Source organism: Pseudomonas fluorescens, from assembly GCF_001307275.1.
GTDB classification, from domain to species: domain Bacteria; phylum Pseudomonadota; class Gammaproteobacteria; order Pseudomonadales; family Pseudomonadaceae; genus Aquipseudomonas; species Aquipseudomonas fluorescens_AA.
In genome coordinates, this window is record NZ_CP012831.1 from 5,442,886 (window position 1) to 5,456,977 (window position 14,092).

The following is a 14,092-nucleotide window of genomic DNA, read 5'->3' on the forward strand; positions in this document are numbered from 1 at the left end:
TCAAACCGCTCCGTTCGTAGCGATGGCCTCGAGCCGTGCCGCCAGTTGCTGGTGCAGGGCCGGTTGCTCGAGGATAGTGAGATGCTGCGCCGGGATGACCTCACGGGTCAACGGCCCGGTGCTCAGGTGTTCCCAGTGCGGGTCGGCGAACTCAGCCTGTTCCAGGGTATCGTCGGCCCACCAGACATGCACCGGGCAACTGAGTGGCGCAGGCTTGAAGGTCGCCAGCAGATGCTGCGTATGCTGCTGGTAGCGCAGCCGTGTTTGCAGGTGCTCCCAACTGTCGCCATCGAGCTGCAGGCCCTGCTGGCGCGCCCATTGGGCCAGTTCCGGCAGGCGTGCTGCCGGGGGCAGGGCGTCCAGTTGTTCCAGCAGTGCCGCCAGGGTCGCCTGTGGCAACTGGCGCAACACGGTCTGGCTGTCCGACGTCAGCGACAGGGCGGCCGACTCCAGCAGCGCTTCGACGCTGTCTTCCTGGGCATGATGCTGGTACTGGGAATCGATGATACCGAGAAACGCTACCTGTTCGCCCTGGCTCTCCAGGCGCGCGGCAGCGGCAATCGCGAGCAGCCCGCCGAGGGAGAAACCCAGCAGGTGATAAGGACCGTGCGCTTGCTGCTGGCGCAGATGCTCGACATAGACCGCCGCCAGGCTCTCGATGTCACCGCCCAGTGTCGTGCTGTCGTCGGCCAGGTAGGCCGCCTGGAGTCCCCACAGTTGCCAGGCCGGTAGCGATGCCAGCAGGGGACGGTAGTCCTGCACATGGCCTGTGGAGGGGTGGAAGCAGAACAGCTTGCCGGCCTCGATGGGTGCTGCGTTTGGCGGCGACAGCCTGACCAGTGGCGAGAGCTTGAGTTCGGCCTGCACCAACGCCGCGAACGCCGAGACGCTGGGGGCGTTGAACACCGCATTGACCGTCACCGGCGCCGACAGCGCGGTCTGCAAACGGCTGGCGAGGGTCACCGCCGCCAGGGAATGGCCGCCCAGCTCGAAGAAATCATCGTCGATACCCACCCGCTCCAGGCCCAGCACTTGCGCCCAGACCTCGGCAAGCAAAGCTTCCAGCGGCGTGCGCGGCAAGGCACTGCCAACGGTGTCGAGGACTTTGTCGGCCCATTGTTGCAGGGTCTTGCGATCCAGCTTGCCATTGCCCATCAACGGCAAGGCTTCGACGATCCGCAGGGTGGGCAGCATGTAGTCCGGCAAGCAATCCTGGGCCTGGCCATGCAGCCTGGCGACCGTGGTCGAATGCCCGGGCGCCAGGGTCATGAAGGCGAACAGTTGCTGGCCGAGCTCGCCCCGGGGAATGCATTCCACCGCGGCCTGGGCGACGCCGGGAAGGCGAGTCAATTGCGCCTGGATCTCATCGAGTTCCACGCGGAAACCGCGGATCTTCACCTGGCGATCGGCTCGTCCGGTGATTTCCAGGCTACCGTCGTGGAGGTAGCGGGCCATGTCGCCAGTGCGGTAGAGGCGTTCGCCAGGCGATTGCCCCCATTCGATGAAACGGCCGGCGTTCTGTTGCGCGTCCAGGTAACCCCGGGCCAGTTGCGGGCCGGCGATATACAGCTCGGCGCTCTGCCCGGGAGCGGCCAGCGCTTGCTGTTCGTCGAGCAGGTACAGGCGCACGCCATCGAGGCGGTCGCTCAGGGGCAGGCGGCGATAATCCATGGCTGGATCGGCTTTGTGCATCACCACGCCGACCGTGGTTTCGGTCGGGCCGTAATGGTTGAAGACTGTCAGCGTCGGCGCGAGGCCGTGAATGTTTTGCAGCAGGCGCCGCGAGCAGCTTTCGCCACCGAGGATCAGTTGCTTGCGAGGCAACACGGTCGCGCTTTGGGCATGAATCAGCCACGCGTCCAGCAGGGACGGTACGATCTTCAGGTGATCGATGGGGTATTCAGCCTGCCAGGCCGCCCAGGCCTGGGCGTCCATTGCCGTTTCCTTGTCCAGCAGGTGCAATTCACCGCCACTGAGCAGCGCCGGGAACAGCAAGGTGTAGCCCAGGTCGGCCGCCAGCGAAGTGACCACCGCACTGCGCTCGCCAACCCCCAGCGCCAGGCGCCGGGACACGCTGGCGACATAACTGGCGAGTTGGGCGTGTTCGACAATGACGCCTTTGGGCGTGCCGGTGCTGCCGGAGGTGAACAGCACGTAGGCCGCGTCCTGCCCTTGGCACTCGACGTTGGTTGCCGTGGCAGGTGCGTGCTGCCAGGTCGCTTCATCACGCAGGTCGAGGCTACCGATGCCGGGCAACGCGGGGGCGCTGCCGGCCGAACCGCTCAGGACGAAGACTGGCTGCGCCTGTTGCAGGATGGCCAGGGAGCGTTGTGCCGGCTGATGCACGTCCAGGGGGACGAACGCCGCGCCGCTCTTGAGCACGGCGAGCATGGCCAGGACCATTTGCGCCGAACGATCCAGGTACAACGCCACGCGATCTTCGCGGCCCACGCCCTGGGCGCGCAGGTACTGCGCCAGTTGGTTGCTGCGGGCCTGCAACTGGGCATAGCTCAGATACCCGTGGTGGTCGCGCAGGGCCAAATGCTCGGGGAACTGCGCGGCACATTCAGCGAAGCGCGCCGGTACGCTGGCAAACGGCGGGGCGGCGACGTCGTCCTGCCGGGCGGCCAGCGTCGCGCCGAAGCTCGGCGCCTGCAACGACAGCTCGGCCAAGGGCTTGCCTGGGTTGGCGAGGGCATCGGACAGCAGCGACTGGAACTGCTCCAGAAGCGTCAGGGCTGCTTGTTCGCTGTAGCGGCTCGGCAGATGGTGCAAGTTCAACCGATAGCCAAGACCGCTGGCTTCGTGGCGGACCGTTTCGGCAACCAGCAGCAACTCCATGCCTGCCGGGATGGCTTGCACGTCCGACACAGTGAGCGTCGATGCAAGACTGCCCAAGGTATCGAGTCGATCGGGCAGGTGTGCGCCCCACTGGAAACCGTAGTGCAAGGTTTCGGCCGGCAGTGCGGTGCTGACGCCGCAGTATTCCTGCCATTCGATGGCTTGCTCGCACAGCGTCTGCAGGGTCTCCAGCGCCTGGACAAATGAGCTGTTCGCAGCCGGTTGCCAGCGCAAGGGCAGGGGCTTGGCGAACAAACCCCAGCAGTCTTCGAGTTCCTCGTAGTCGTCGCGGCAATCGTGTACCCAGTTCAAGGTCAGTGCCGGGCTGTCGCCGGTACTGAGGCGCTGCAGCAACACCCCCCAGGCGCTCATCAGCACCTGCTCGGGCGAGGCACCGTGACGCTGGCAAAAGTGGTCCAGGGCGCTGCTCAATTGCGGGTTGGCGAGCAGGCGGGTGGTCGCCGGGGCATCGTGGCGGTCGTTGCGCACCTGGCGGTAGAGCAGCTCGCTCCCGGCCGGTTCGTCCAAGGCCTGGCTGGCCCAGAAGCGCCGACCGGGAACAGCATCTTCATCGGCCTGCAATTCATGGAGCCAGGCACTGTACTGGGTGTAGGTCATGGCCTCGTCATCGAGGTACGGCGCGTCCGTCGATCCCAGTGCCTGGGCCAGGCGCAGCAAGGTGCCGCGATCCGCGCTCAGGGCCGGCAGTTGCAGTGTCACCCGGTGCCGATCGTCCGCCACCGATTGCACTTCGACACTGATCGCGTCGACTGCGGTGGCGGTGGGCTCGACCACTTGCAGCGGCATCAGCAGGCCCGGCTCGGGCCGCACGCTCAGGCGCAAGGCCTCGTGGCACGCGCTCAGCGCGGCCAGCCGCTGCTGCAGGCGTTCCAGCGCCAACGCGCCGGTGATCTCCAACTCCAGGCGCACGGGCGGCAAGCCCGCCAGCCATTGGCTGCGCTGTTGCGGCGAGAGGGCGAAGGCTTCTTCACGTTTCTCAAAGACGGTCATGCCTGCACCTCCGAAGCCGGCAGCGGCTGTGCTTCGGGCAACTGCCCCGTCAGTTCTTCGCGGCGCATCATCTGGCCCATGGCGACGCAGATCTTGCGTTCGCCCTCGAAGGGATCCCGGGCGTGAGCCACCAACATATTGTCCAACATGACCATGTCACCTTTTTGCCAGGTAAAACGTACCGCGCAATGTTCATACGCCTCGCCGATTACCTGCATCACCGCGTCTTCGATCACGCTGCCGTCGCCGTAGTACACGTTGCGGGGCAGGTGCCCGAGGCCGAACAGGTTGATCAGGTTGTTGCGCACTTCCGGCTCCAGGCAGGCAGTGTGGTGCAGTTGCACCTGGTTGAAGAACGACAGTTCCCCGGTCTCGGGATGTTCGACGATGGCCGGGCAGTGCTGGGCGATCCGCAGGTTGTCGGTGCCCAGCCATTCCCAGCGCATGCCCGAGGCCAGGCACTGGCGCTCGACTTCCTCGCGCTGTTCGGTCTTGAAGAAGTCCTGCCAGCGCACATCCAGCTTGTCGGTGAAGTGCCGCACGTAAAGCAGTCCCAGGGCCTTGAAGCGAGCGACGATGTCCTGGGGCAAGCGCGCCAATACCTGCCGGCAATCGACGATGGGCGTGCAGCCACCACGTGGCGCCGGTGTTTCGCAGTAGAACCACTGCTTGCGTGGCCACTGCGGCAGATGGGAGCTCTCGTTGTGGAAGAGGATCATGTGCTGTTCCGGGTACGGCGTGGAGTGGTAGATATTCTTGCCGGACTTGTTTTTCGGCAGGTCGCCGTAGGTCCCGTAGAGGTCGGGCTCGATGGCCTGGGCGAACTGCTCGAAGGCCGCGGCATCCGGCAGGTTGAAACCTCGGAACAGCAGGCCGCCGTGGGTCAGCAACTGTGCATTGATCCATTCCCGGGCTTGCAGCGCCCAGTGCACCGGGTCCAGGTCGCCGAGCAACGGCTCGATCACCAACGGCAAGGCTTGCCCGGCGTCGAGGGTACGGGTACGGACCTGCTCGTGGGCCACTTGGCTGACGGCGGTGGCGCGGGTCTGCTTGAGCTTGCTCAGTTTCGACTGCTTGCGTGCGCTGCGGGCCGTGGCCTCGTCGAGCGACGAATCAGGCTGGGACGCGGCGCCAGCGTGGCTGCCCTCAAGGCGCCACGACCACTGCTCCAATGCCTGGGCGGGGGCCGAGACGATCTGCTCCAGCAGGTGTTCGAAGCCCTGTTCGAGACGCTGGATGGTCTGCTCCTGCAACACGCTGGTGCGGTACACCCAGCGCACGTTCAGGCCTTGCTCTTCGTCCTCTTCGACAAACACGGCGAGGTCGAACTTGCTGCTCTGCTGGGGGGCTACCAAGTGTTCCACTTCAAGGTCCGGCAGGCTGGCATTGCCACTGGGCGTGTTCTGCATGACGAACAACACCTGGACCAACGGGTTGACCCCAGGCGTACGCGGCGGCTGCAACTCCTCCACCAGTTTGTCGAACGGCACTTGCTGGTGTTGGAACGCCGACAGGCAATCCTCGCGCAAGCGTTGCAGGCGGGCGTCGAAGGTTTCGCCCTCGCTCAGGCGGGCACGGATCGGCAGCACGTTGACGAAGAACCCGATGAGATGTTCCAGGGCCGGATGTTCGCGGTTGGCCAGGTCGGTGCCGACGATGAAATCGTTGGCCCCGGTGGCCCGCTGCAACAGGCTGTTGAAGGCATTGAGCAAGACCATGAACAGTGTCGCCCGTTGCGCTTGCGCATAGGCCTTCAGCACCTGGGCCTGGGCCGGCGTGAAGCGTTGCTCGAGGGCCGCGCCCTGGTAGTCGGGGCGTGCCGGGCGTGGCTGGTCAAGGGGCAACGGGATCAACGTTGGCGCGCCGTCGAGCTGGCGGCGCCAGTAATCGATGGCCCGCGCGAGCAGGCGCTGTTGCGCTTCGCTGCGTTGCCAGTAGGCATAGTCGGCGAACTGGATCGGCAACACCGGCAACACGGGGGTCGAACCGCTGATGCGTGCCTGGTACCCGACGATCAGTTCCTGCATCAGGATGCCCATGGACCAGGCGTCAGTGGCGATGTGATGCAGCACCAACTGCAGCACATGGTCCTCGCGTCCCAAGCGCAGCAGGTTGGCGCGCAGCATCGGCGCCTGTTGCAAGTCGAACGGGCGCGCGGCCTGTTCATCGATCAGGCGCTGCAGGCTTTGCGCCTGCTCTGCGCTGTCCAGGTCACTCAGCTCGGTTGGCGTCAAGTCCACCAGCGGCGCCGGGTTGATGACCTGGCAAGGTTGGTCGCCATGGAGGTGGAACGCGGTGCGCAAGGACTCATGGCGTTCGAACACCGCCTGCAAGGCTCCTTGCAGCGCCGCGATGTCCAGCGCCCCACGCAGCCTGACGGTGGTGGTCATGTTGTAGGCGGCACTAGGGCCTTCGAAGCGATCCAGGAACCACAACCGTTGCTGGCTGTAGGACAGCGGCAGCGGTTGGTTGCGCGGCGCCGGGGCCATCTCGGCGTCAGCGTCGGCCTCGGTCTGGGCGTTGCGTTGCTGATCGACCGCTTGGGCCAGTTGCTCAAGGGTGCCGCGTTCGAACAGGGTGCGCAGCGGCAGGTTCACGTTCAACCGTCGGCGAATTCGCGACAAGACTTGGGTGGCCAGCAGCGAGTGACCGCCGATGGCGAAGAAGTCGTCGTGCACACTGACGTTGTCCAGGCCGAGAATTTCTTGCCAGAGTTCGGCCAGGACGTGTTCGGTCGGCGTGCGTGGCGCAATGGATTGCGCCTGTACCGCCTCGTCCTGGGGCACACCCAAGGCGGCGAGGGCACGACGGTCGACCTTGCCATTGGCGTTCAGCGGCAACTGTCCAAGGGCCAGCCAACGGGCCGGGACCATGTAGCTTGCCAGTTGCTGGCCCAGGTATGCGCTCAATACCTGTTGCGCAGGCTCGCCGCCCAGGTCGGCCGTCTCGTCGAGCACATACCAGGCCACCAGTTGCAAGGCACCGCGGGCGTCGGGCAACGCCAGCACCGCCGCGCTGTCCACCGCCGGGTGTTGCATCAAGCGGTTTTCGATCTCGCCCAGCTCGATGCGGTGGCCACGGATCTTCACTTGCTGGTCGCGACGGCCGAGGTATTCGATCACGCCATCCTCACGCATCCGGCCGATATCACCGCTGCGATACAGGCGCGCATCGGCTTGGAACGGGTGCGGTACAAAAGCCTCGCGGGTGCGTTGCGGGTCGCGCAGGTAGCCGCGACCCACGCCGACACCACCGATGCACAATTCGCCGGGTACACCCACAGGGACCAGGCGCAGCGCCGAGTCGAGAACGAACACCTGGTTATTGGCGGTCGGCGTGCCGATGGGCATGTGCAAGCAGTCGTCGGCCGGTGCTTCAGTGATGGGGTAGAAGGCCACGTCGTCCGAGCATTCGGCAGGACCGTAGGCGTTCATCAACGGGATCGCCGGGAAGCGTGCGAACCAGTCCCGCGCCAGGACCGGCGGCAATGCCTCGCCGGTGGGCAACAGCCAGCGCAGGCTTGCCAGGGTGTGATGGGCCTGGCTTTCCTGGAGCATGCCGCGAATCAGCGCCGGAACGGTTTCCAACAGCGTCAGTTGCTGCTCCTGGACGGCGTCGAGCAGGGCCACGGGATCGTGGGCCTGGGCATCGGGAAGAATGTGCACGGTGGCGCCGAACAGCGGTGCGGCGAGGAACTGCCACACGCTGATATCGAACGCCGCCGAAGCTGTCTGGGCAATCCGGTCGTGTTCACCCAGGCCCAGGCTCGGGACCTTGCCGAACATGTTGTTGAGCATCCCTCGTTGTTCCACCATCACGCCTTTTGGCGTGCCGGTGGAACCCGAGGTGAAGATCACGTAGGCCAGTTGATCCGGCTGGTGCGCATAGGTGACCGGCGGTTGCTCACGACCTTGCCAGAGCGCCTGGGCGACCAGGCAGGTAGGCTGCTTGTGCATTTGCGGCAGGACGTTGTCCAGTGTCGAGGTCGCGTGCTCGCACACCAGCAACAGCGGCGCCTCACCCAGGTCCAGCAGTTCCGCCAGGCGTGCGTGGGGCTGTTGGATGTCCAAGGCCTGGAACGCGGCGCCGACCTTGAGCGTGGCGATCATCATCGTCAGCAACGCCAGGCCACGCTCGGCGAACAGCGCCACCAGGGTTTCCGGGCCGGCACCGGCGGCTTGCAGCGCATGGGCGATGGCATTGGCGCGGCGGTCCAGTTCGGCGTAGGTCAGCGATTGGTCCTGGCATACGGCGGCCAGGTGTTGCGCACGGTTGCGCACTTGCTCGGCGAACAGCGCCGCATAACCGCGCTCCAGCGGGAAGTCGAGGTCGCTGCGGTTGCAGTCGATCAACAGGTGCCGGCGTTCAGCCTCGGGCAGCATATGCAAGCTGCCCAACGGCGCCTGCGGTGTCTCCAGCATGGCCGAAAGCAGTTGCACCAGATGCCCGAGCATGCGCTGTACGGTGTCAGTGCTGAAACGCATGCTGTCGTAGGACAGGCGAATGCCCAGGCGATCGCCGGGGTACAGCACCACCGTCATCGGGAAGTTGGTGTGCACCCGGTCTTCGTAGATATCGATGCTGAAGGCGTCCAGTTGCACGCTGCTGATGTCCAGCGGGGCGTTTTCGAACACCACCAGGCTGTCGAACAACTGCTGGCCGCGCGGCACTTGGCTGCAACGTTGAATGTCCACCAGCGACGCGCTTTCGTGTTCGCGCAATTGTGCGTTGTGGGATAGCAGTGCCTGCAACCAGTCGGCCACCGGGGCCTCCGGGTCGACATCGATACGCAGCGGCAGGCTGTTGATGAACAGCCCGACCATTTCTTCTACACCGGCGAGGTCAGTCGGGCGGCCGGCGACGGTCACGCCGAACAACACGTCGCGGTTGCCGCTGTAGCGCGACAGCAGCAGTGCCCAGGCACCCTGGATCCAGGTGTTGGGCGTCAGTTGGTACTGCTGGCAGAGCTGTTGCAAGCGTTGGGTCTGGGCGATGCTCAGGGTCTGGTCGAAGTCGCCGACCTGTTCCGGTGCCTGCTCCGGGCGGGCCACCGGGCCGTCCACCTGCAGCGGCGTCGGCTCGCTGAAGCCGGCCATCTGTGCCTGCCAGAAGGCGTGGGCGGCAGCCATGTCATGGCGTTCCAGCCAACTCATGTAGCCACGGAACGAGCGCAGACGCGGACGAGCCACCGGCTCCTGGCGCACCAGGGCCTGGTAGATCGCCAGCAGGTCTTCCATCAACAGGCCGAAGCACCAGGCATCGGTCAGGATGTGGTGGAAACTGCGCACCACGGCGAAGCGGCGCTCATCGAGCTGGAACACCCGCAGGTGGGTCAGCGGTGCGCAGGCCATGTCGAAGCCTTGCAGGCGTTGTGCTTCGAGGGCCTGGTCCATCGCCTCGCGCTGCTGCTCTTCGTCGAGATGGCGCAGGTCCTGCCAGTCGAACGCCTGGTGGGTCTGGCGGTACACGCACTGCAGCGGTTCATGGTCGTCCTGCCACCAGAAGGCGGTCCGCATCATTGGATGGCGCTCGAGGAACAGCTGCCACGCGGCTTCCATCGCCGGGCGCTGCAATACCCCGTCCCAGCTGTAGCGTTGTTGCATCAGGTAGATACCGCTGTGGGGTTGCAGCAGGGTGTGCAAAAGCATGCCCTGTTGCATCGACGACAGCGGGTAGACGTCTTCGATGTTCAGCCAGTCCAGCGGTTCGGCCGCCAGGGTTGCCGCTTGCTTGTGGCACAGCGGGAATGCCTGGCTGGCAGGGCGCAGGTCGGCCGCGGTGGCCAGTGCGGCGAGCTCGCTCAAGCGTTGGACAAGGCACGGCGCCCAGTCGGCGGCGAGGGTGCCTTGGCTGCGCAGGTGCAAGCGGTCATCCTGCCACCAGGCGTCTACGTTCAGCGGCCCGGTCGAAGCCGGCGATGGGGTTGGCGCTTCAACCTGAGCCAGGATGCCACGCTCTTCGCGGTGGCTATCGAGGTTGCCCAGCCAGCGAATGACGAGCGATGGTGCTGGCAGCTCGCGCAGCGGTTCTTGCAGGTAGGTATTGTCCGACAAGTAGCGCAGGGCGCCATAGTCGACGCCGTGTTGCGGGTAGGCGCGCATCTGCGCGGCCAGTGCCTGCAAGCGTTGTAGCAGGCTCTCGCCTTCGGGCTGGAGGAAGTACGGCACGGTCAGTGCCAAGGGGCCCATGATGCGTGCCGGGTCGAGGTCGGCCACGGCAATCGGCGCAGCGACCGGCAAACGCTCGGCACTCGGACGGGCATCGTGCACGCTCAGCGCGACCAGGCCATTGCCGCACAGTTCACGGCACTGTTCGGCCACGGCAGCGGCCAACAGGGTGTTCCAGTCCAGTTGCAGCACTTCGCCCAGGCGCTTGAGTTCGCTAGAGGTGGCGGCCGGCAGGGTGTCTTCGACCACGCTGGCCGGTTGCTGGCTGTCAGGCAGTTGCAGCGGTTCCACCCCTGCGTATTGCAGCCAATGTTCCCAGGCGTCATCCAGGGCATCACCCTGGGCATGGGCCTGCTGGTGCCGTGTCCACTGGGTGAAATCGCCACCGGCGTAGGACAGGCGCACCGGCCGCTGATAGCGCAGCTGTGCCAAGGCCAGGTTGAGGTCAGCCAGTAGCAGCGACCAGGAGGCTTCGTCCAGGCACAACGGATGAGCGGCCAAGAGCAGGGATTGCGTGCCGTCCACCTCTAGCAGGCTGGCATGCAGGGTTTGGCCTGCACCCAATTCCAGCGCATCGACACCGGCCTGGGCCAGGGCTTGCAGTTGCGCCGGGGCGCAGGTCTCCAACTGCTCGGTGGTGATGACCGGGGCCTTGGCCACGACCAGTACCCGTTGCTGCCACTCGCCCTCCGGCAGCGCCTTGAGCGCCAGACGCAGGGCCTGGTGGTGGTGTTGCAACGCGGCGATGGCCTGGGCCAGCAACTCGCTATCGATGGCCTGGGTCAACGCCACGCAGCGCCAGGTGGCGTGCAATGGCCCTTGCTCCAGGCGTGCCAATTGCCCGGCAGCCAGCGGCAGGTCATAGCCATCGGCAACGGCTTGCGCCACGCCATGGCTGGCATCGGCGCCCAGTACCCGGGCGATATCGGCGATGGTGCGGTTCTCGAAGAGCTGGCGGGGCGTGAGTTTCAGCCCTTGCTGGTTGGCGCGGGCGATGATCTGCAAGTTGATGATCGAGTCGCCGCCCAAGGCGAAGAAGTTGTCATGCACGCCAACACGTTCAAGCTTGAGGACGTCTTGCCAGATGGCGGCCAGCTGCGTTTCGACTTCATTGCGCGGGGCCACGTGAGTGGCGCTGTCGTCCGTGGCTTTTTGCGGGAGCGGCAAGCGCTGGACATCGACCTTGCCGTTCCGGGTGAGGGGCAGTTCGTCGAGGGTGATGAAGTGTGCCGGCACCATGTAGTCCGGCACCCGCGCACCCAGGTCGTTACGCAGTTTCGTCGCGGACAGTGACTGGCTGGCGACCAGGTAGGCCACCAGGCGCAGGCTGCCGTCCAGTTCCACGGCGCGGACCAGCGCCTGTTCGATCAGCGGCGACAGGCGCTTGATCTGCGCTTCGACTTCGCCCAGCTCCAGGCGATTGCCACGGATCTTGACCTGGCTGTCGACCCGGCCGAGGAATGCCAGTTGGCCGTCCACTTGCCAGCGCACGCGGTCGCCAGTGCGATACCAGCGTTGCTGATCCGCGTCGAGATGAAAGCGTTCGGCGGTCAGGTCCGGACGGTGCAGGTAACCCCGGGCCAAGGCGCCGTTGATCAGCAGCTCACCGGACACCCCGGTGGGCACCTGGCGACCCTTGGCATCCACCACTTGCAGTCGGCGGTTCGGCAGCGGCCGGCCGAGGGCAATGCTGCGCAGGCCTGCGGGCAGCTCGGTGGCGATTGCGCCGACCGTCGCTTCGCTCGGCCCATAGTGGTTGAACACCCTGAGGCCAGGCGCCAGGTGGTTGACCTGCTCCAGCAGCGCCGGGCTGAGGGCGTCGCCACCGAAGACCAGCAGGGCGCGCGGCAACAAGCGTGCATCGGGCAGCGCCTGCAACAGGCCGGACAAATGGCTTGGGGTGATCTTCAGCACATCCACCGGGTGTTGGTCGAAGAGTTCGGCCAATGCCAGGGGGCTGAAACCGCTGTCTTCATCCACCAGCAACAGGCTGGCGCCGCTGCACAGGGCGCCGAACAGTTGGGTGTGGCCCAGGTCGGCGGCGATGCTGGACAGCAAGCCGTAGCGGGCGGCCGGCGGCGGGTTGAGCACCGCGTGCACTGCCGTCAGGTAATCGACGATGGACTGGTGCTCGACCACTACACCCTTAGGGGTGCCGGTGGAGCCTGAGGTGTAGATCACGTAGGCGGCGTCAGTCGGGTTATGGGCCACGGCAGGTGGCGTGTCTGGCTGGGCGGCGATGGCCTCGGCCTGTTCCGCCAGCCACAGCGTCGGCGTGTGCTCGGCCAGGCCTTTGAGCAGGGGCGAGGCGGTGGCGCCGATCAGCAGCGCGGCGCGGCTGTCCACCAGCACATCGGCCAGGCGCCCGGCGGGCTGCTTGAGGTCCAGCGGCAGATAGGCCGCGCCAGCCTTGAGGGTGGCGAGCAGGGCGATCACGAACCCGGCACTGCGTTCCAGGGCCAGTGCCACGACACTGTCGTGACCGATGCCCTGGGCGCGCAAGTACTGGCTGAGGCGGTTGGCTTGCTGGTCCAGTTCACGGTAGGTCAGGGCGACCTGGCGGTCGCGGACCGCCAGGTGATCCGGGTGGGCGGCCACTTGTTGTTCGAAGCACTGATGCAGGCACGCCTGGGGTACCGGCAGTTGTACGCCGCGTCCCTGCACGAGCAGTTGCTGGCGTTCTTCAGGGCTCAGCCACTCAAGCTCGCTGACCCGGCACTGCGCTTGCGCCGTCATCGCCAACAGGATGGCGCGCAATTGTGCCGACAACACCGCGACCTCGGCGTCGCTGAAGCGACTGCGGTCGTAGCTGATCAGGTAGTGCAATTGTTTGTCCGGCACCACGATCAGCGACAACGGGAAGTGGTTGCGGCCTTGGGTGAGGGTGATGCCGTCGGCCTGCTGGTCGCTGCTCGGGGCACTGAAGCTCAGGCCGCCGGTGTCCTGGTTGAGCGCGTCGGTGACCGGGAAGTTCTCGAACACCAGGATCGAGTCGAACAGCGCCTGCTCGGCGGCGATGCGCGTCATCGACTTGAGCTTGCCCAGGGGCAGGTAGGCGTGGTGGCGCAGATCGCTGTTGGCCTGCTGCAACTGCTGCAGCCAGTCCACCAGAGCCGGGCCTTCAGACCACTGCACGCGCAACGGCAAGGTGTTGATGAACAGCCCGACGGTGCTGTCCACGGCGGCCAGGTTCTCTGGACGACCGGCAACGGTGACGCCATAGACCACGTCGTCACGCCCGGCATGCTGGCCCAGCAGCAATGCCCAGGCGCCCTGGATCAGGGTGTTGATGGTCAGGTCGTTCTGGCGGGCGAAGTGCGCCAGCTGCTCGGTTTCGCTGGCCGTCAGCAGGCTTTCCCGTTCGGCGAACGGTGCCCCTGTTGGCGCAGGCTGCCGCACGGCGAAGGTGGGCAGCGGTGTCGGTTCGCTCACGTCCTGCAACTGTTCGCGCCAGAAGCCTTCGGTGGCAACCATGTCCTGTTCCGCCAGCCAGGCGATGTAGTCCCGGTAAGGGCGGGTCGGCGGCAGGTCGGCGGGGCGGCCGTGGGCCTGTTCGTAGTACAGCGACAGCCACTCCTGGACGGCGATGCCGACGCTCCAGCCATCCATGAGGATGTGGTGGAAGGTCCAGATCAGGTGCCAGCGCTCGGGCGCCAGGCGCACCAGGCACACGCGCATCAGCGGCGAGTCGTTCAGCTCCAGGGGCTGGGCGCGCTGTTCCAGCGCCAACTGTCCGAGCGCGGCCTGCGGCTCGGGACGGTCTTGCCAGTCCAATTCCGTCAGGGGCAGTGGCACGTCCTGTTGCACCACCTGATAGGCATCGTCCAGTTCTTCCCAGAGAAAAGCACTGCGCAGCACGGCGTGGCGCCGCATCAACGCCTGCCAGGCACCGCGAAATGCGCTCAGTTGGAGCGGGCCGTTCATGTCCAGGCTCAATTGCTGGTAATACACCCGCGAATCCGGTTCATAGACGCTGTGGAACAACAGGCCGTGCTGGGTCGGCGAAAGGGAGTAGATGTCTTCGATGTTGTTCATGCTTGCTTGGTCCATTTCAAAGTCTTGAAAACTCGAGT

Annotated in this window: 2 protein-coding genes; both read right to left on the reverse strand. The window is 65.7% G+C overall.

The window, feature by feature from the left end:
• Positions 1 to 3,852 carry a non-ribosomal peptide synthetase gene (locus AO356_RS24280; protein WP_060741932.1) on the reverse strand — a complete coding sequence of 1,284 codons (3,852 nt, stop codon included), beginning with the start codon at positions 3,850 to 3,852 and terminating at the stop codon, positions 1 to 3.
• Entirely contained in the window at positions 3,849 to 14,054 is a 10,206-nt protein-coding gene (locus tag AO356_RS24285) for a non-ribosomal peptide synthetase (protein ID WP_060741933.1), read from the reverse strand. The genes AO356_RS24280 and AO356_RS24285 overlap by 4 nt, the downstream gene beginning before the upstream one ends.
• Between the last annotated feature and the right edge of the window lie 38 nt (positions 14,055 to 14,092).

Bases quoted from the DNA above. Each gene is read 5' to 3' on its own strand.
- AO356_RS24280 (WP_060741932.1), bottom strand. From the start codon at position 3,852: ATGACCGTCTTTGAGAAACGTGAAGAAGCCTTCGCCCTCTCGCCGCAA.
- AO356_RS24285 (WP_060741933.1), bottom strand. From the start codon at position 14,054: ATGAACAACATCGAAGACATCTACTCCCTTTCGCCGACCCAGCACGGC.